This window comes from Bradyrhizobium sp. AC87j1, assembly GCF_002936975.1.
In the GTDB taxonomy this organism is placed as follows: domain Bacteria; phylum Pseudomonadota; class Alphaproteobacteria; order Rhizobiales; family Xanthobacteraceae; genus Bradyrhizobium; species Bradyrhizobium shewense.
On the sequence record NZ_PTFE01000019.1, the window covers coordinates 62,186 to 79,651 of the forward strand.

Consider the following 17,466-nt stretch of genomic DNA (forward strand, 5'->3'; position numbering starts at 1 on the left):
GGTGGGACGGACACGAGTCTGTGAAACGCGCCGCGCGGGATAGCCGGGCGCCAGCAGCTCCGCGCTAGATGAACCGGTGCTATCGATGATCGACTTAAGAAGAATCTGGCTGGAGCAGGCCTGACCCATGCTGCGCGTCGTTTCCCTGACCCTCGTCATCCTGACCGCCGGCCTGTTCAGTGCGGCGGCCGACCCGCAGGCCGACGATCTCACGCTCTGCCGCGACCGCCAGGCGGAGGCCCAGGCCCGCGCGAGCGCCTGCGACAATCTGCTGAAGGCCGACAAGCTCGGCGGCAAGGACAAGGCCATCGCGCTCTCCGTGCGCGGCAACACGCTGATCAGCAAGCGCGATTACGACCGCGCGATCGAGACCCTGTCCATCGCGATCGATCTCGATCCGGATTATGTCATCGCCCTCAACCTGCGCGGCCTCGCCTATGAGCGCAAGGGCCAGGACGACCTCGCCATGGCGGACTACAACCTCGCCCTCCAGAAGCGCCCCACCTACGGTGTCCCCTACAACAATCGGGGCGTCATCTACGCGCGCCGCGGCGCGTTGCAAAGCGCGATCGACGATTTCAGCCTGTCGATCAAATACACGCCCAAATTCCTGCTCGGCTGGACCAATCGCGCCCGCGCGCGCACGCTGATGAAGGATTTCGACGGCGCGATCGCCGATTTCGCTGAGGCCGAGAAGATCGACCCGGCTGCGCCGCAGATCGCCAGCAACCGCTGCATCACTTACGGCATGATGGGCAAGTATGCGCAGGCCCTTGCCGACTGCAACGGCCTGATCGAGCGGCAGCCGAAAAACGTGTTCGCGATCAACAACCGCGCCGACGTCAGCATGATGAAGGGCGACCTCGACGCCGCGCTGAAGGACTACAACACGGCCATCCAGATCAATCCGAACAACATCCGCGCGCATTCCGGCCGCGGCCAGATCTACGAGCGGAAGAAAGATCTCGCGCAGGCGCGCGCCGATTACCGCGCGGCCGCCTATTCGCTGACGAAGTTCGACGAGCCCGACGTCGCTCGCGCCCGTGCCGTCGCGCAGGAGCGCCTCGCCGCGCTGACGCTGCAGGCGCCGGCCGGAGCAACCGGGCGCCGCGTGGCGCTGGTGATCGGCAACGGCGCCTACAAGAACGTCCATGCTTTGCCCAATCCGCCGCGCGATTCCAAACTGATCGCGAGCGTGCTGCGCGACGTCGGCTTCCAGAGCGTGATTTCCGTCAATGACCTTACCCGCGACAAGTTCTTCGACGCGTTGAAGGCCTTTGCGGAGGAAGCAGAGAAGGCCGACTGGGCCGTGGTCTATTACGCCGGCCACGGCTTCGAGATCGGCGGGGTGAACTATCTCGTTCCCGTCGACGCCAAGCTCGCTGCGGACAAGGACGCCGAGACCCAGGCGGTCGCCCTCGAGCAGGTGATCGCCGCGGTCGGTGCCGCGCGTAAAATGCGCCTCGTGGTTCTGGATGCCTGCCGCGACAATCCGTTCGCGCCGAGCATGCAGCGCACGCTGTCGCTGAAGCTGGTCGACAAGGGCTTTTCCAACATCGAGCCCGGCGCCGGCTTCATGGTGGTCTATGCCGCCAAGCACGGCGAGACCGCGATGGACGGCGACGGCAGCGCCAACAGCCCGTTCGCCACCGCGCTGGCCCGCGAGATCAAGCAGCCCCGCATCGAGATCAGGAAACTGTTCGACATCATCCGCGACGACGTCTGGGCCGCCACCAGGCACGAGCAGCAGCCGTTCACCTACGGCTCGCCGCCGGGACGCGAGGATTTTTACTTTGTGGCGGGGAAGTAGGGGGTGTATGGGCGCGACGGCGGAGCATCAATCTCCGACGTCGTCCCCGCGAAGGCGGGGACCCATAACCACAGGGAGGAGTGTGGGGCAAAGGTCCCACTCCGAGTTTTCGCCAAACATCTTCCTGTGGGTATGGGTCCCGGATCTGCGCTTCGCTTGTCCGGGATGACGAGCGGAGGTTGAGGCGGCGGTGCCGTAGGGTGGGCAAAGGCGCAACGCGCCGTGCCCACGATCTCTCTCCATAAGCAACAAAGCGCGTCGGCACGCTGCGCTTTGCCCACCCTACGGGAGCGGAGTTTCAGACGACGATGCTGAGCCGCTTCGCCGCCCGCGTGATGCCCGTGTACAGCCACCGCGCCCTTGAGTCCTGAAACGCAAAACTCTCGTCGAACAGCACGACGTCGTCCCATTGCGAGCCCTGCGACTTGTGCACGGTGAGCACGTAGCCGTAGTCGAACTCGTCATAGGGCTTGCGCTGCTCCCAGGCGATCTGCTCGACGCCGCCCTCGAAGCAATCGGCGCGCACCGAGACCTTGGTCACCTTGTGGCCGAAATCCTCGTCCGGCGACAGCCGCATCGAGAGAATGCGCGATTTCGAGCGCGAGGTGTTGCGCGACTTCACGCGCCACAGGCCGCCGTTGAACAGGCCCTTCTTGCGGTTGTTGCGCAGGCACACCAGCTTGTCGCCGGCGACCGGGAAGACGTCCTCGATGTTCTGGCGCTGGCGTACCCGCATATTGTACGCGCGCCTTGTGTTGTTGCGGCCGACCAGCACCTGGTCAGCGCCCATGACGCGGTCGGGATCGAGCTCCTTGCGCGACACCACCTCGCTCTCGCCGTAGCGGCCGATGTCGAGCTCGCGGCCCTCGCGGACGTCCATCGACATCCGCACGATCGGATCGTCCTGGGCCTGGCGGTGCACCTCTGTCAGCATCGCGTCGGGCTCGGTGTTGGTGAAGAAGCCGCCGCCCTGGATCGGCGGCAGCTGCGCGGGATCGCCGAGCACGAGCAGCGGGCAGTCGAACGACATCAGGTCGCGGCCCAATTCGGCGTCGACCATCGAGCATTCGTCGATCACGATCAGCTTCGCCTTCGAGGCCGGCGCGTCGTCCCACAATTCGAAGCTCGGCTGCTCCTCGCCGGATTCGCGGGCGCGGTAGATCAGAGAGTGGATGGTGGAGGCGTCGTCGCAACCCTTGTTGCGCATGACGAGGGCGGCCTTGCCGGTGAAGGCGGCGAACTTCACCTCGCCGTCGACGCCGTCGGCGATGTGCCGGGCCAAGGTCGTCTTGCCGGTGCCGGCAAAGCCGAACAGGCGGAAGATCGGCGGCGTGCCATTGCGGCCCGGCTTGGCCTTCAGCCAATCGCCGACGGCCTTGAGAGCGGCATCCTGATGCGGTGTGAAACTGGCCATATCTGTCTTGAGGAAGGGCGAAACGAGGCGATTCGCCGTCCCCCAAAACTAACCATTCGCCCCGCCGGTTCAAGCGGGGCGAAGCCGGTGCCTTTTGGTCTTACTGCCAGCCGGGAACGCCGCGCATGTCGGGCAGCTGGTGGGCGATGCCCTTGTGGCAGTCGATGCAGGTCTTTTCCTTCGTGAACAGGAAGCGCTGGTGCGCCACCGAGGCCCGCGGCGACTGCTTGGTGATGTCCATGGAATCGGCACTGTGGCAGTTGCGGCATTCCAGGGAATCGTTGGCCTTGAAACGCGCCCATTCGTGCGCGGCGAGCTCCAGCCGGTGGTCCAGGAATTTTTCCCGGGTGTTGATCGTGCCGAAGATCTTGCCCCAGACCTCCTTGGAGGCCTGCATCTTGCGCGCGATCTTGTCGGTCCAGTTGTGCGGAACGTGGCAATCCGGGCAGGTCGCGCGCACGCCGGAGCGGTTGCTGAAGTGGATGGTCGATTTCAGCTCGGCGAAGACGTTGTCCTTCATCTCGTGACAGCCGGTGCAGAACTTTTCGGTGTTGGTCAATTCCAGCGCGGTGTTGAAGCCGCCCCAGAAGATCACGCCGGCGATGAAGCCGGCCAGCACCAGGGTGCCGAGGGCGAACACCGAGCTCGGCCGGGTCAGCACCCGCCAGAGCTCCAGCGCAAAGTCCCAGCTTCGCGCGATGAAGCCGCGCTTGGTTTTCAGCTCTGCATTGGGCTCGCCGGCAGTCGTCGTCATCGGCGGCCACCCGGGCTTGCGCGCGACAGCAGCGTGTCGATGTCGATGAAGTCGTTGCTGACGGGCGGATTGGCGCTGTTCTGTGGCACGTGGCATTCGGTGCAGAAGAAGCGCCGCGGCGAGATCGAGGCCAGGAACTGGCCGTCGCGGTCCATGAAATGCGTGATCGAGACCATCGGCGCCTGCGATTCCGCCGTGCGTGCCCGCGCATGGCAGGACAGGCATTTGTTGCCGTTGAGGTCGATCTGATAGCCGTCGATGGTGTGCGGGATGACCGGCGGCTGCTCCGGATAGTTGCGCACCTCCTTCTCGGACGTGTTGCGGTTCGGCAGCATCGGTGGCGCCGGGCCCTCGTCATTGAGTGGGGCCGGACCGCGCAGGCCTGAGGTGACGGTCTGTGCGGTCAGCGAGCTCGCGCCCGCGGCGATCGCGAAGGCGAGCAGGGCGATTGCGGATCGTTTCATCATGACAGGTTCACCCGCTCGATGCGCACGGCGCATTTCTTGAAGTCGGTCTGCAGCGAAATCGGATCGGTCGCGTCCAGAGTCACCTTGTTGATCAGCTTGGACTCGTCGAACCACGGCACGAAGACGAGGCCCTTCGGCGGCCGGTCGCGACCGCGCGTTTCGACCCGAGCGCGGATGAAGCCGCGGCGGGAGACCACCTTCACCTCGTCCCCGCGACGGAGCTTGGCATCCGCCGCGTCGTCGGGATGCATGAAGCACACGGCTTCGGGGAAGGCCTTGTACAGCTCGGGCACGCGGCGCGTCATGGTGCCGGAATGCCAGTGCTCCAGCACGCGGCCGGTCGAGAGCCAGTAGGGATATTCGTTGTCGGGCGATTCCGCCGCCGGCTCGAACGGCAGCGCGAAGATGCGCGCCTTGCCGTCGGGATAGCCGTAGAACTGCACGTCGGTGCCTTGCTTGACGTAGGGGTCGCGGCCCTCGCGGAAACGCCACTTCGTCTCCTGGCCGTTGACGACGGGCCAGCGCAGGCCGCGCTCGCGGTGATAGGTCTCGAACGGCGCGAGGTCATGGCCATGGCCACGGCCGAACTGGGCATATTCTTCGAACAGGCCCTTCTGCACGTAGAAGCCGAATGCCTTGGCTTCCTCGTTGGAATAGCCTTGTTCGATCTCCGTAACAGGGAATTTATCGACCTGGCCGTTCTTGTAGAGCACATCGAACAGCGTCTTGCCGCGAACGTCCGGCTTCTTGGCGATCAGCTCCTCGGGCCAGACCTCCTCGATCTTGAAGCGTTTTGAAAATTCCATGAGCTGCCAGAGGTCCGACTTGGCTTCGCCGGGCGCGGTGACGAGCTGGTGCCAGAACTGGGTGCGCCGCTCGGCATTGCCGTAGGCGCCTTCCTTCTCCACCCACATCGCAGTCGGCAGGATCAGATCGGCGGCCAGTGCCGTCACGGTCGGATAGGCGTCCGAGACCACGATGAAATTGTCGGGGTTGCGGAAGCCGGGATAGGTCTCCTCGTTGACGTTGGGGCCGGCCTGGAGGTTGTTGTTGACCTGCACCCAATAGGCATTGATCAGGCCGTCCTTCAACATTCGGCTTTGCAGCACGGCGTGCGCGCCGTTCTTGTCGGGAATGGTGCCTTCGGGCAGCTGCCAGATGTGCTCGGCGTGGTCGCGATGCGCCTTGTTGGTCACGACCATGTCGGCGGGCAGGCGGTGCGAGAAAGTGCCGACCTCGCGCGCGGTGCCGCAGGCCGAGGGCTGGCCGGTCAGCGAGAACGGGCTGTTGCCGGGCGAGGAGATCTTTCCGGTCAGAAGATGGATGTTGTAGACGAGGTTGTTGCACCAGACGCCGCGGGTGTGCTGGTTGAAGCCCATGGTCCAGAACGAGACCACCTTGGTCTTGGGATCGGCGTAGAGCTCGGCGAGCGCCTCCAGCCGGTTCAGCGGCACGCCGGACATCTCGGCTGCCTTTTCCAGCGTGTATTCCGACACGAACTTGACGTACTCGTCATAGCTCATGTCGGTGGAGTCGTTGGCCTTCGCTGCACCCGTTGCCTTTTTCTGAAGCGGATGCTCCGGCCTCAAACCGTAGCCGATATCGGTCTGCCCCCGCCTGAAAATCGTATGCGCGGCGACGAAGTCCTTGTTCACCCGACCGGTCTTGATGATGTGATTGGCGATAGCGTTGAGGATGTAGAGGTCGGTCTGCGGCTTGAACACCATGCCGATGTCGGCGAGGTCGAACGAGCGGTGCTCGAAGGTCGAGAGCACGGCGACGCGGACATGCGGCGCGGACAGCCGGCGGTCGGCGAGGCGCGTCCACAGGATGGGGTGCATCTCCGCCATGTTGGAGCCCCACAGCACGAAGGCGTCGGTCGCCTCGATGTCGTCGTAGCAGCCGGGCGGCTCGTCGATGCCGAAAGTGCGCATCATGCCGGCGACGGCGGAAGCCATGCAGTGCCGCGCATTGGGATCGATGTTGTTGGTGCGGAAGCCGGCCTTGAACAGCTTCGAGGCCGCATAGCCTTCCCAGATCGTCCACTGGCCGGAGCCGAACATGGCGACGCCGTTGGGCCCGCGCTTCTTGAACGCCTCCTTCCACTTCACCTCCATGATGTCGAAGGCTTCGGTCCAGGACACGGGCGTGAACTCGCCGTTCTTGTCGTATTTGCCGCCCGTCTTGCGCAGCATCGGCTGGGTCAGGCGGTCATGGCCGTACATGATCTTGGAGAGGAAGTAGCCCTTGACGCAGTTGAGGCCGCGGTTGACCTCGGCCTTGATGTCGCCGTGGGTGGCGACGACGCGATTGTCCTTCGTCGCGACCATCACCGAGCAGCCGGTGCCGCAGAAGCGGCAGGCGGCCTTGTCCCATTTCATTTCGCTGTTGTCGCGCTCGGTGACGAGATTGGCGGCGAGCGCCGGAGCCGGCATGCCTGCGGCGGCGGCCGCAATCGCGGCAGCCTCGAGCTTGAGCATCTGGCGGCGGTCGAGCTTTGGCGATGTCATGATGGCTCTCCCGGCCCTTAGGCGGTTTCGATGGCGTGGAAGACCAGCGCTGCGGAATAGACGTTGGGCAGCGACTGGATGGTGTTGAGCAGGGTGCCAAGGCTGCCGGCGTCCGGCGCCTCAGTGACGACGACGAGCTTGCCGCGCGCATCGCGGCCATGGATCTCGCAGCCGGGCAGCGCGGCGATCTCAGCTTCGAGTTCGGCGAGGCGCTCGGGGCGCGCTTGCACGATGATGCTGGCGATCTCGCAGCCTGGCGGAGAGATGACGCGCTCGGCGCTGAGGACCCGGCCGGTGATCAATGCGCGGCGGTTGAGTGAGGCTTGGGCCATGATGCCTGTCTTTCGCTTGGAGGAGATCAATGCGGGGAGGGCGGTGGGCCGGGAGGACCGGCAAACATCTGGTAGATCCAGACGCCGAGCCCATAGGAGCCGACTGTTCCGACCGCGAGGACGGGCATCACGATCGCGGTCAGGAACAGGAAAGCGAAAATCTCCATGCGCTTGCGGCGCACGCGCGAAGTCGTGTCGTCAGGGGCCGACATATTCGGTCTCTTCGGGATGGTATGGGAAGCGGGACGGCATCCGGGCCGTTGCCTTGCAGCCCTTTTGCTGCAATCGGCCCGCGGTGGCGTTGATCTGGATCAACCTGTCGACTTGCGCGGATGTCGCAGCGGCGGCGCCGAGGCGGGTATGCGTCGCCATGCCAGGCTCGGGATCATTCTCCCGCGCGGCGGAATTGCTGCTCCGTAGACAGCTCCGCCTCACACCCTAAGATGAGCTTAACAAAAATAAGCGGGAGAGCGACGCCATGAAGTTCGGCATCTTCTACGAGCTGCAGCTGCCGCGGCCCTGGGTGGCCGGCGACGAGCTCCGGCTCTACCAGAATGCCCTCTCGCAGATGGAACTCGCCGACAAGCTCGGTTACGACCATGCCTGGGTGGTCGAGCATCATTTCCTCGAGGAATATTCGCACTCGCCGTCACCGGAATCCTTCCTGGCTGCCGCAAGCCAGCGCACCAGGAACATCCGGCTCGGGCACGGCATCCTGCAGCTCACCACCAATCACCCGGCGCGCGTTGCCGAGCGTGTTGCGGTGCTCGATCTGCTCTCGAACGGCCGCTGCGAGTTCGGCATGGGCGAGAGCGCCTCGATCACCGAGCTCACCCCGTTCGGCCGCGACATGGAGACCAAGAAGGAAGTGTTCGAGGAAGCCGTTGCCGCGATCTTCCCGATGTTCAAGGATGCGGGCAGCGAGCATCACGGCAAGTATTTCGACATTCCCCTGCGCAACGTCGTGCCAAAGCCGGTGCAGAAGCCGCATCCGCCGTTGTGGATGGCGTGCTCGCAACTGCCGACCATCGAGCGTGCCGGCCGTCACGGTTTTGGCGCGCTCGGCTTCCAGTTCGTCAGCGCCGACGCCGCGCACGCCTGGGTGCACGCCTATTACAACGCGATGACCAAGCGGCTGCATAAACTGGCCGACTACCAGATCAACCCGAACATGGCGCTGGTGTCGTTCTTCATGTGCGCCAAGACCGACGAGGAGGCGCGCGCCCGCGCCGACGGCGCCACCTTCTTCCAGTTCGCGCTGCGCTTCTACGGCGCCTCGCAGAACCGCCAGCGGCCCGCGCCCTACACGATCAACATGTGGGACGAGTACAACAAGTGGAAGCGCGACAATCCCGAGGCACAGGAAGCGGCGTTGCGTGGCGGCCTGATCGGCTCGCCGGAGACGATCCGCAGGAAGCTCAAGCGCTTCCAGTCCTCGCATATCGACCAGGTCATCCTGCTCAACCAGGCCGGCAAGAACAGCCACGAGCACATCTGCGAATCGCTCGAGCTGTTCGGCCGCGAGGTGATGCCTGAGTTCCAGAACGATCCGGCGCAGGAGGCCTGGAAGCAGGGCGTCATGAGCGGCGAGATCAAGCTGGAGGAGATCGACACCGAGGCTTTCACGGATCGCTACGGCAAGCTCGCGATCAACGTCGCCCCGGCGAAGGCGGCGGGGTAGGGAATCTGCATCCGGCATGGGCCCCGGCTCTGCAGCGCATCACTCCGTGCTGCGCTGCGTCCGGGGCACGAGACTGTCGATCGACGCACTCGCTCCCGTGTCCCGGACAAGCCACAACGCGCCAGCGTTGCGGCGCAGAGCCGGGACCCAGAAGCGGCATATGCAGGCGCCGCCGACTTTCAGCGCCCAATCGTTGCTGCTATCCTACCGCAAAACGGCCTCTGACGGAGGAAACCAATGCGGCCCCACGGCACGGCCTCGACTGCAGCGGCTGGCGATATCACGCCCGCGGTGCTCGCCATCGGCCGCTCCGATTTCCCAAAAGTCCTGATCGACACGCTGCGTCGCCAGGCCGATGTCGGTCATTGCATGGTGTTCGCGCTGAGCCGTGCCGGTGCCGCGACCTGCCTGCTCGATGCCGGCAATATCCCGATCGGCGGCGATCTCGGCGCCGCCTATGCCGGCCAGTTCCATGAATCCGATCCCAACCGCGATGCGCTGTTCGAAGGCGAGGGCACTGCGCCGATCATGCTGCCGAGCTTCGCACCCCGCATGTACGGCGCGCGCTACCGCAAGATCTTCTTCCACGATTCCGGCATCGTCGACAAATGCGCGACCGCGATCTGGACGGGCGACACCTGCTTCTACGTCAATTTCTATCGCATCACGTCCCAGGGTCGCTTCAGCGCCGCGCAACGCCAGCGGCTTCAGGCGATCGCGCCGGCGATCGGCGCGAGTATCGCGCGTCATTTTCAGGAGAAGCTGGCGCCCGATCTCTCGACACTGTTCGCGACGCGCGCGCCACTCTCGAACCTGACACCGCGCGAGCAGGAGGTCTGCCGCCGCATCCTGCTCGGTTTCAGCTCCGAGGCGATCTCGCAAGGGCTCGGCATCAGCCTGCATTCGACCCTGACCTACCGCAAGCGCGCCTATCAGCGGCTCGGCATCTCCTCGCAGAACGAATTGTTCTCGATCGTGCTGCGCCTGCTGGCGGGGCCTCACGGCCTAAATTGACGAGACTCTAAGCCCGCGATACCTGCTTCCGAGAGCAAAGCGGACACGCAGTCCACCCTCGGGGATCGTCGCCTTTTGACCCGAAGCTGACGTTTCGGATCCGTGGGCGGAACGTTGATCTAGATCAACTGAAGCGTTGCGGATTGAGCCTCGGGTAGCGTCCACAGGGTTCTTATGTCTCCGAGAGGGAGCTTTCGATGACCCGTGCCCGTCAGGTGACGATAGCTCAAGGCCAGAAAGCCGCTTGGTAAACCGCCGCAACTTGCTGCTTTGTGGCACCGCACTCATCGCCGCTTGTTTGCTGTGCGCGCAGGGAACCAGCCTTGCGCAGCAAACCATCGGCACGCCGGGCTCACCCGGGTCTACCACGACGATAGATGGAAAATATCTTCCGCCGCCGCCGCCGAAGTTTGGCGGCGACATCAACCTGTAGGCCAGTCAGTCCAAACCGTACTGGGCGCGGTATGTCACAGCTCCTGGCCCGTAGCGGATATTCGCGGCGATGCGAGTTTTGCCGAAGTAGCACAGGCTCGCAAACGTCGATCGGCTACTATCAGACGTGGCATTGTGCCACGGTTCAAGCGCAAGGAGGAAGCCATGATAAATCTAAAAGTTCTTGCTGCGGTCGTGATTGCGGCATCCGCCCTGTCCAGCTCTGCTGCACTGGCGCAGGCGGCCCTTTCCAATCCTGACGAATGCCAAGCTGAATTCGCGAGCTGCACGGGTCTTGGAACCGGGAGTACTCCCACCGGCGGCTATCAATATCGGCAATCGAATCGGCGAACGGTATATCGGCAGCCGGCGGCGGCGGCGGGCGCTACCGTTGGCAGCTGGGGCAATTCGTACGCGATGTCCGGGGCCGACGAGATGGGCTGGCACGGCAACTGGAATGCGTATGCTGCCCGCAACGGCATCGTCTGCAGGCCCGGCACCTATTTCAAGGGTGCTGACGGTCTCCGGCATCTCTGCCAATAGGTCATCCGCTCTGAGGCTGAATCAGGCGGCCCCAAAAGGGCCGTCTGTTTCATGCCGGAGAGTAGCTCTCGTTTCTGAGTGCGCCAGCATGGAGGCGGGCAGGCACTTGTCTGCCAGCTGACGACCGCTTCTGGCCCTTCACCGAAGTAGCGCCGCGTCTGACGGAGGTCCGCTCACCGCTGCCGAGCGGACCAGATTTGCTCAACCTGAGTTATTCGCAGTTTGACCCTTTGCGGACATATCGAAATCAAAACAGACCGAAACGGCTGAGACGAGAAGCACTGCGGCTCAGCTAGGGAAGTCCTTTTGTCATCGTAAAGGGATTGAACCCACGTTCCGCGAGGGCAGCCCACGAAGCTGCGCCAAGATGTGACAATCGGAAATAGTGTCGCGGCTTGGTCGGGTCGGTGTCCAACACGAACCCCGTCGGTAACGCGCGGACAGTCGTGGCATAGAACCCACCATCGGGCGACCTCTGGGATTCGATGACAGCGATCAACGATTCTGCCCTCTCAGTCCTGCCGAGCAATTTCATCAAGAGAGCCATTTGGCCCGTCCCTTCGGTCCACACACCGTCCCGGTCTTCACCGTAAGAAAAGCCTCCGCCGACACTCATTCGCTGTTCGGCGGTCGTCATTGCCGATGCAAATTTCCCGGCCGCTCCGTGAAGCGCTGTTAAAGGCCAGATCTGGGCATCCAGAGCCAAAATCGGATTATGCGTGATCCCGTCTTCAGCGGTCCCTGCGGCGAAACAGGCGCACCCCGGATCCCACATCGCATTTACGAAGTAATCAGCAACCGTTGCCTTATCGCGCCAGCGCGAATCGCCTGTACGGATCGCAAGAAGGCCAAACGCGGCAGCGAGGTCAGTATTATGTTCAGTCGATTTCCATGTCCGCACTTCCCGCGTCGGTTCGTGCCCAAACGTACCGCCAGTGAAACCGCCAGTACCGCGCGTATCGGCCCATTGCGCGACCCAGGCGCCGAGCCGTGCGGCACCATCGCGGAACCGAGAGCCGGTGTTCACATCATCAATCGACAGCAACGCCAACATGGCCCATGCCATGTTACCAACATCGCTGCCCACCTGATATCGATCCTCTAACCATTTGTTCTGAGTATTGTCCCACCACCCTGGAAGTTTGACGGGACCATTCGCCACCACACCCGCGGCGTACGCGTTCCTGAGCCGTCCATCATGCCAGGTGCGGTCGTTGTCGATGGCCCAGAGAATCGCCGAGCCAATCCGATACGCTTTGTCTTGCTCACCGCAACCGACCAATGCGATGGCGGCTACCGCATTGTCATAGAGGTAGGCGGCGCCATGCAGAGGCCCCGATTCGACGGTCGGATAGCTGGGCAGGAACAACGGCCCTGTTGGCGGTGCCTTATCAATTAGACCAGCGAGGTATCCGCACGCTGACGTTTTTGGTGCTGTTGAAGCCTGCAGTGGAGCGGCGGCCATCATGATTGCGAAAGTCGCGACGACCCAAGTGTGAAGGCAGAGCCCGCGACAACGGTAGAAGCAATAAGTGATTGGTGCCGGTAGCATTTCGCTGCCTCTCGTGTCTTTTCAACCAAGATAGACTTTAGGGCATCGGGAAGAAAGCCGGTCAGGATCGAGTAAAACATGTGGCTCGTCTTCAATGGCAGCTTATGACCCGTTGCAGACCTGGCTGAGCCGAGTTGATCAAGGCTTCGAGGCTGGTTCAGCCGAGCGTCTGTGGCGCACCAACGTTGGAGGGCGGAGATCACTAAGGGCTGCGATCCGTTGTAGCGGCGAAAAATCCACTTTCCAAAAATCGAGTTCATACAATTCCCCCCGCTGATCGATGTTTAGCGCGACCGAGACCGGCACTCCATCTGCATCATCGAATTCAGCTTCGCCAATGCACTTGCCCAAACGCCGGTCTGCGCTACCGACAAAGCGAAGGCTACCCATCCCGCCGTCGTTCATTTCCTCTACGAGGTCAAAATGGCCGTGCGAAGATGAAGACTGACCAAGAATATAGACGATTAAGTCGCGCTCTTGGAGGGTAAGTGGGCGTGGCATCTTTCCTCTCGTGGCGGCTGGCGTGCATTGGCTATATCACGCCGCGCCTCAATGTCCGATTGTGGCCCCTAGCTGACCTTCACGGTGATGCCCGCTGAGGGCCGCTTGTGACCCAAAGCCGACTTGAGCGGTTGAGTTCGCCACTTGCCCGCGCCAATCGCCGCTATGGGAGACATTCAGTTTTGGAGTAAGTTGGTAGCCCAATGGGGTTAGCCATGGACAAACTGACACACTACCCTCTGCTTTTGTTCATGCTTTTTTTCGTGGCGCTATCGGTAATCGCACTGGCAGGCTCCTGGTTGCGCAGGCGCTTTCCAGAAACTGACGCTGAACACAATGAACATCTCGGTATCATCCTCGCGGCTACACTGACGCTGCTTGGCCTGATTATCGGCTTCAGTTTCTCCATGGCGATGAATCGCTATGACCAGCGCAAGAATTTCGAGGAGGCTGAAGCCAACGCCATCGGGACCGAAATATTGCGCTCGGACTTTTTGCCGTCCGCCAACGCTGCGAACGTTCGCAAGCTTCTTGCGGAATACACCCGTCTGAGAATCCTGTTCTACCTCAACAAGGACGACGATCAGCGCAAGGTGATCGACGAGCGGACAAGCAAATTGCAAGCAGATCTCTGGTCTGCAGTCCGTGCCTCGTCGGCAGCGCAGCCGACACCGGTCGAAGCGCTGGCACTTGCGGGCATGAACGACGTAATCAACTCGCAGGGCTATGCGCAGGCTGCATTCTGGAATCGGATCCCCATTGCTGCGTGGTATCTGATGGCGATCATCTCGTTATGCGCCAACGCGCTGGTGGGCTATCGATCTAGAAGTGGTAAGGCGGGGAGAGCGCTTGTGTTTGTGCTGCCTCTGATCATTTCGATTGCGTTCCTCCTGATCGCCGATATCGATGCTCCCCGGCATGGCCTAATCGAGGTGCGGCCGCAGAATTTGGAAAGCTTGGCCAAATCCCTCGGTGGTTAGTACGTACGTCCGCGGGCGATCTCGCCATCGGAGTTTATCGTATCCTCGGTTCTAAAAGGCGTCGGCCATAGGGCAATTTTGGGCCCTTAACAGAGCACATCGGACTCGTTCGATGTCCGCTGTTGGCCCTTAGCTGTCGTCTGTCTCTGGCCTCAGAATGTCGGCTGTCGGGCTTGAAGCGGTCAAGGTCGGAGCGGGGCCGCTCCGCCGGGCGATTCAGGCCTCGCTCGTTCCGCGATGAGAGGCGCGTTGTCCACGTCGCTAGCTCAATATCAAGCGGTACTCCGAATTTTGATGCCGCCGAACAAGAGCCGGCGTTAACCATCGCTGACGGTTCCAGCCTGGACGGCATCGCTTCGAAGTTTCTTAAATTTTGCTGGGTACCTCTCTTGGGCATGGTGACCAGGGGAAAGCGATGAAGAAGCGGGCCAAACGTGGAAAGGCGGAGACGCTCGCAATCCCAATGGCCGCGAGAGTTGCCATTGGCGCCGTGGCTGTCGCCGCATTGGGCTACGGTTTGCTGTCCGGCCCGGCGAGCGTGCAGCCGGCACGCAAGCCGTCCGCACAGGAAGCCAAGGCATCGTCAAGTCCGGTTTACGTGGCACCTCCGGTTCATGCAGCAGCGCCGGCTCCCGCTCCGATTCCGGCCCCGGCGCCGCTGGTCGAACCACCAAAAGCCGACGCTGATGGTCCCGGAGCATTGGTCCGGCAGGTGGTTGACTACGCCAGCCGCCAGACGCCCGGCACCGTGATCATCGATACCAGGAACACATTCCTCTATTTGGTTCTGAACGACACCCAGGCGTTGCGCTACGGCATTGGTGTTGGCCGCGAAGGTTTCACCTGGTCCGGCGAGCAGACTGTGGCCCGTAAGGCGGAATGGCCGGATTGGCATCCGCCTACGGAGATGGTCTCGCGTCAGCCTTATCTGCCGCGGTTCATGGCAGGTGGCCCCGGCAATCCGCTCGGCGCCCGGGCGATGTATCTGGGCGAGACCGAATATCGAATTCATGGCACCAACAAGCCCGATACGATCGGCAAGCGGGTGTCGTCCGGCTGTATCCGGCTGACCAATGAGGACGTCATGGACCTCTATGAGCGTGTGAAGGTCGGAGCGAAAGTGATCGTGCTTCCGGCAAGCGCTGCCCGCAGACCATCCCAGGGCACGCCGGCCGACGCCGCGTTCCGGTTGCCGGACCCGGCACCGCCATCGAAGCGGCCCTTGGCAGCTAACGCGCAGATGCTGCCATCTGGAGCGAAGATCGCCGAGGCCCGGTAGCTCGGCTCCGAAGCCGCACATCCAGGCTGATCTACCGATCAATCTTCTTGATGCAAGTGGGTTCGCTGCTGGGGTGAGGTGTGCAATCCCAGTCGGGTCCGAAGCCCGCACTGGCCTTTCGCTGTGACAGGAAAGGGTAATAAATCACAACGGCTGCAAAGATGGCGACAGTGATCATTGCGGTCAAAAGCATCCACGCAATGTCCGCGCGATCTGGAGTCCAGCGGTCTCGCCAAATGGATCGATGCCTTCTTGGATTGGGGTGCTCACCGTCGTACCATCGATTTCGTTTTGCGGACGCTTTGCGCGTTCAAGCGGTTTCGCCATCCCTGTCAGCCTGGGATCGTGCCGTGCCAATCCCAAGCTCGAGAGCAGCAGCGATCCGCTCCAGTCCTGCGTTCGTTCGGCGCGTTTCGGCAATCTGCTCCTCATAGAGATCGATCATCGTAGCGCCTGACGAGGTGCGTTGGCGCATCGCGCGCATCGCCAGGATCGATCCACCCACGATCAGGATGAACGGCCACCAGGAGTACATCGCAAGCAGTATGTCGGCCACAGCCATCCTCAACCTCCAAAGCCAGTAACATTGATCATTTCCCGCGGTTCTTCTCGAGAACGGCTGCGATCCTCTCCATCACAGCGCTCATCCGGTATGTTTCTGCGAGGTGCTGCTCCCGCAATTCGATCATCGACGCTCCGGAAGCTGCGCGTTCCCGGCACAATCGCCCCAAGACGAGCCATCCCGCGGGTATCAAGATGATGGGCCACGCGTAGTACAGGACAATAGCCCAATCATATGGTTGCATGCGGCTTGCACCAAAGCGTTCGATGACGTCGATTGCAACTTAGGCGATAATCGATCAAATCGCACGTGAGGCACGCGCTCACGATTAATAGATCGTTGCCGGCGGACACCCGCCAATTCCGTCTGTCCCAATCGCTAGGGACAGACCCGGTTGCCCGAATTCGCTAATCTGGCCTGAAGGAAACGTGACCCCAGGGGAGGCCGCTTTGAGCACCGCGCCGCGCATCGACATCGACCCTGTCGCGTTCTGGGTTGATCCCTATCCGATGCTCGCGAAGATGCGGAAAGAGGCACCGATCGCGTTCGTGCCGCAGCTCGGCTCCACGCTGCTGACCAGCCGCGACGACATCTCGATCTCCGAGAAGCAGATCGACGTGTTCTCCTCGCACCAGCCCGCAGGCCTGATGAACCGGCTGATGGGCCACAACATGATGCGCAAGGACGGCGAAGCGCACCAGGTCGAGCGCCGCGCGATGTTTCCGACGGTGTCGCCGAAGACGGTGAAAGCGCATTGGACCGCGCTGTTCCAGGCCCATGCCGACCGCATCCTCGATGCGATCGCGCCGGGGCGGATCGACTTCATGCGCGAGTTCGCGCTGCCGTTCTCCGGCGAATGCCTGAAGTCGATCACCGGCCTCACCAATATCGGCTTTGGCGACATGGACGCGTGGTCGCAGGGTATGATCGAGGGCATCGCCAACTACGCCGGCGATCCTGAGGTCGAGGCGCGCTGCCATGCCGCGACGTCGGGCATCGATGCTGCGATCGACGACATCCTGCCCGTGATGCGCAAGCAGCCCGACCAGAGCATTTTGGGCGTGCTTCTCGCCTCCGGCATGCCGATGGAGAGCGTGCGCGCAAACGTCAAACTCGCGATCTCAGGCGGCCAGAACGAGCCGCGCAAGGCCATCGCCGGGACGGTGTGGGCGCTCTTGACCCATCCCGAACAGCTCGATCTGGTGCGCAGGGGCGAGGTGACCTGGCTCGAGGCGTTCGAGGAATATGCCCGTTGGATCTCGCCGATCGGTATGTCGCCGCGCCGCATCGCCAAGCCGTGGAGCATCCGCGACGTCGCCTTCGAGACGGACGAGCGCGTGTTCCTGATGTTCGGTTCCGCCAATCGCGACGAGAGGCATTTTGAGCGCGCGGATCAGTTCGACGTGCGGCGTGATACGACCAAGAGCGTCGCGTTCGGCGCCGGCCCGCATTTCTGCGCCGGCGCGTGGGCCTCCCGCGCCATGATCGCCGACGTCGCGCTGCCGACCGTGTTCGCGCGGGCGGCGCAGATCGAGATCGCCGATGACGAGCCGGTGCGGATCGGCGGCTGGGCGTTTCGCGGACTGCAGAATCTGCCGGTGCGGTGGCATTAGCTTGCAGCGCGAACCCGCGCCG

At 62.7% G+C, this 17,466-nt stretch carries 18 protein-coding genes; 8 read left to right on the top strand and 10 right to left on the bottom strand.

The annotated features are described in order from the left end of the window. The first annotated feature begins 127 nt into the window (after positions 1–127). Positions 128–1,810: a tetratricopeptide repeat protein gene (locus tag CV770_RS12850; RefSeq protein WP_104462594.1), complete on the top strand. Its 1,683-nt coding sequence runs from the start codon at positions 128–130 to the stop codon at positions 1,808–1,810. Between the two features lie 298 nt (positions 1,811–2,108). On the opposite strand, the gene CV770_RS12855 is transcribed toward CV770_RS12850, so the two are convergent. From CV770_RS12855 to CV770_RS42120, 7 genes are all read right to left on the bottom strand, one after another. Beyond that, entirely contained in the window at positions 2,109–3,224 is a 1,116-nt protein-coding gene (locus CV770_RS12855) for an ATP-dependent DNA helicase (RefSeq protein ID WP_104462595.1), read from the bottom strand. A gap of 100 nt (positions 3,225–3,324) precedes the next feature. Then, positions 3,325–3,978 (bottom strand): NapC/NirT family cytochrome c, encoded by a 654-nt coding sequence (locus CV770_RS12860; RefSeq protein WP_104462596.1) that lies wholly within the window; start codon positions 3,976–3,978, stop codon positions 3,325–3,327. After that, on the bottom strand, positions 3,975–4,445 hold the full coding sequence (locus tag CV770_RS12865) for a nitrate reductase cytochrome c-type subunit (RefSeq protein ID WP_165637302.1): 471 nt from the start codon (positions 4,443–4,445) through the stop codon (positions 3,975–3,977). The genes CV770_RS12860 and CV770_RS12865 overlap by 4 nt, the downstream gene beginning before the upstream one ends. After that, on the bottom strand, positions 4,442–6,955 hold the full coding sequence (gene napA, locus CV770_RS12870) for a nitrate reductase catalytic subunit NapA (RefSeq protein WP_104462597.1): 2,514 nt from the start codon (positions 6,953–6,955) through the stop codon (positions 4,442–4,444). Before napA ends, CV770_RS12865 begins: the two co-directional genes overlap by 4 nt. Positions 6,956–6,972: 17 nt before the next feature. After that, on the bottom strand, positions 6,973–7,287 hold the full coding sequence (locus CV770_RS12875) for a chaperone NapD (protein WP_104462621.1): 315 nt from the start codon (positions 7,285–7,287) through the stop codon (positions 6,973–6,975). A 26-nt stretch (positions 7,288–7,313) separates the two neighbouring features. Continuing rightward, positions 7,314–7,499 carry a periplasmic nitrate reductase, NapE protein gene (gene napE, locus CV770_RS12880; RefSeq protein ID WP_018318384.1) on the bottom strand — a complete coding sequence of 62 codons (186 nt, stop codon included), beginning with the start codon at positions 7,497–7,499 and terminating at the stop codon, positions 7,314–7,316. Beyond that, the gene (locus CV770_RS42120; RefSeq protein WP_161499988.1) at positions 7,486–7,659 is read right to left on the bottom strand and encodes a hypothetical protein; all 174 of its coding nucleotides are present in this window, start codon (positions 7,657–7,659) and stop codon (positions 7,486–7,488) included. Before CV770_RS42120 ends, napE begins: the two co-directional genes overlap by 14 nt. Positions 7,660–7,765: 106 nt before the next feature. Here CV770_RS42120 and CV770_RS12885 point away from each other — a divergent pair, with 106 nt between their 5' ends. The 4 genes from CV770_RS12885 to CV770_RS12895 all read left to right on the top strand — a co-directional run bounded on the left by CV770_RS12885 (position 7,766) and on the right by CV770_RS12895 (position 10,957). Then, positions 7,766–8,968 carry an LLM class flavin-dependent oxidoreductase gene (locus tag CV770_RS12885; RefSeq protein ID WP_104462598.1) on the top strand — a complete coding sequence of 401 codons (1,203 nt, stop codon included), beginning with the start codon at positions 7,766–7,768 and terminating at the stop codon, positions 8,966–8,968. A 237-nt stretch (positions 8,969–9,205) separates the two neighbouring features. After that, the gene (locus CV770_RS12890) at positions 9,206–9,982 is read left to right on the top strand and encodes a helix-turn-helix transcriptional regulator (protein ID WP_104462599.1); all 777 of its coding nucleotides are present in this window, start codon (positions 9,206–9,208) and stop codon (positions 9,980–9,982) included. A gap of 244 nt (positions 9,983–10,226) precedes the next feature. Further along, positions 10,227–10,415 carry a hypothetical protein gene (locus CV770_RS41585; protein WP_129590837.1) on the top strand — a complete coding sequence of 63 codons (189 nt, stop codon included), beginning with the start codon at positions 10,227–10,229 and terminating at the stop codon, positions 10,413–10,415. 164 nt (positions 10,416–10,579) lie between these two features. Then, positions 10,580–10,957, top strand: coding sequence for a hypothetical protein (locus CV770_RS12895; RefSeq protein WP_104462622.1), 378 nt, complete (start codon positions 10,580–10,582; stop codon positions 10,955–10,957). Positions 10,958–11,249: 292 nt separating this feature from the next. On the opposite strand, the gene CV770_RS12900 is transcribed toward CV770_RS12895, so the two are convergent. Together CV770_RS12900 and CV770_RS12905 are read right to left on the bottom strand one after the other, a co-directional pair. After that, a complete protein-coding gene (locus CV770_RS12900; RefSeq protein WP_245453749.1) occupies positions 11,250–12,425 on the bottom strand; it encodes a hypothetical protein in 1,176 nt (391 codons plus the stop codon). 222 nt (positions 12,426–12,647) lie between these two features. After that, positions 12,648–13,010 carry a DUF6984 family protein gene (locus CV770_RS12905; RefSeq protein ID WP_104462601.1) on the bottom strand — a complete coding sequence of 121 codons (363 nt, stop codon included), beginning with the start codon at positions 13,008–13,010 and terminating at the stop codon, positions 12,648–12,650. Positions 13,011–13,225: 215 nt separating this feature from the next. On the opposite strand from CV770_RS12905, the gene CV770_RS12910 reads away from it, so the two are divergent. Next, complete coding sequence (locus tag CV770_RS12910; protein ID WP_104462623.1) at positions 13,226–13,990, top strand: bestrophin-like domain; 765 nt, start codon at positions 13,226–13,228, stop codon at positions 13,988–13,990. A 415-nt stretch (positions 13,991–14,405) separates the two neighbouring features. Beyond that, positions 14,406–15,269, top strand: a complete 864-nt coding sequence (locus CV770_RS12915) for a L,D-transpeptidase (protein WP_201759827.1) — start codon at positions 14,406–14,408, stop codon at positions 15,267–15,269. Positions 15,270–15,579: 310 nt separating this feature from the next. Here the strand turns inward: CV770_RS12915 and CV770_RS12920 are convergent, their stop codons facing one another. Next, entirely contained in the window at positions 15,580–15,831 is a 252-nt protein-coding gene (locus tag CV770_RS12920; RefSeq protein ID WP_104462603.1) for a hypothetical protein, read from the bottom strand. Positions 15,832–16,280: 449 nt separating this feature from the next. Between CV770_RS12920 and CV770_RS12930 the strand changes: the two genes are divergently transcribed. Beyond that, complete coding sequence (locus CV770_RS12930) at positions 16,281–17,444, top strand: cytochrome P450 (protein ID WP_104462605.1); 1,164 nt, start codon at positions 16,281–16,283, stop codon at positions 17,442–17,444. Positions 17,445–17,466: the final 22 nt, after the last annotated feature.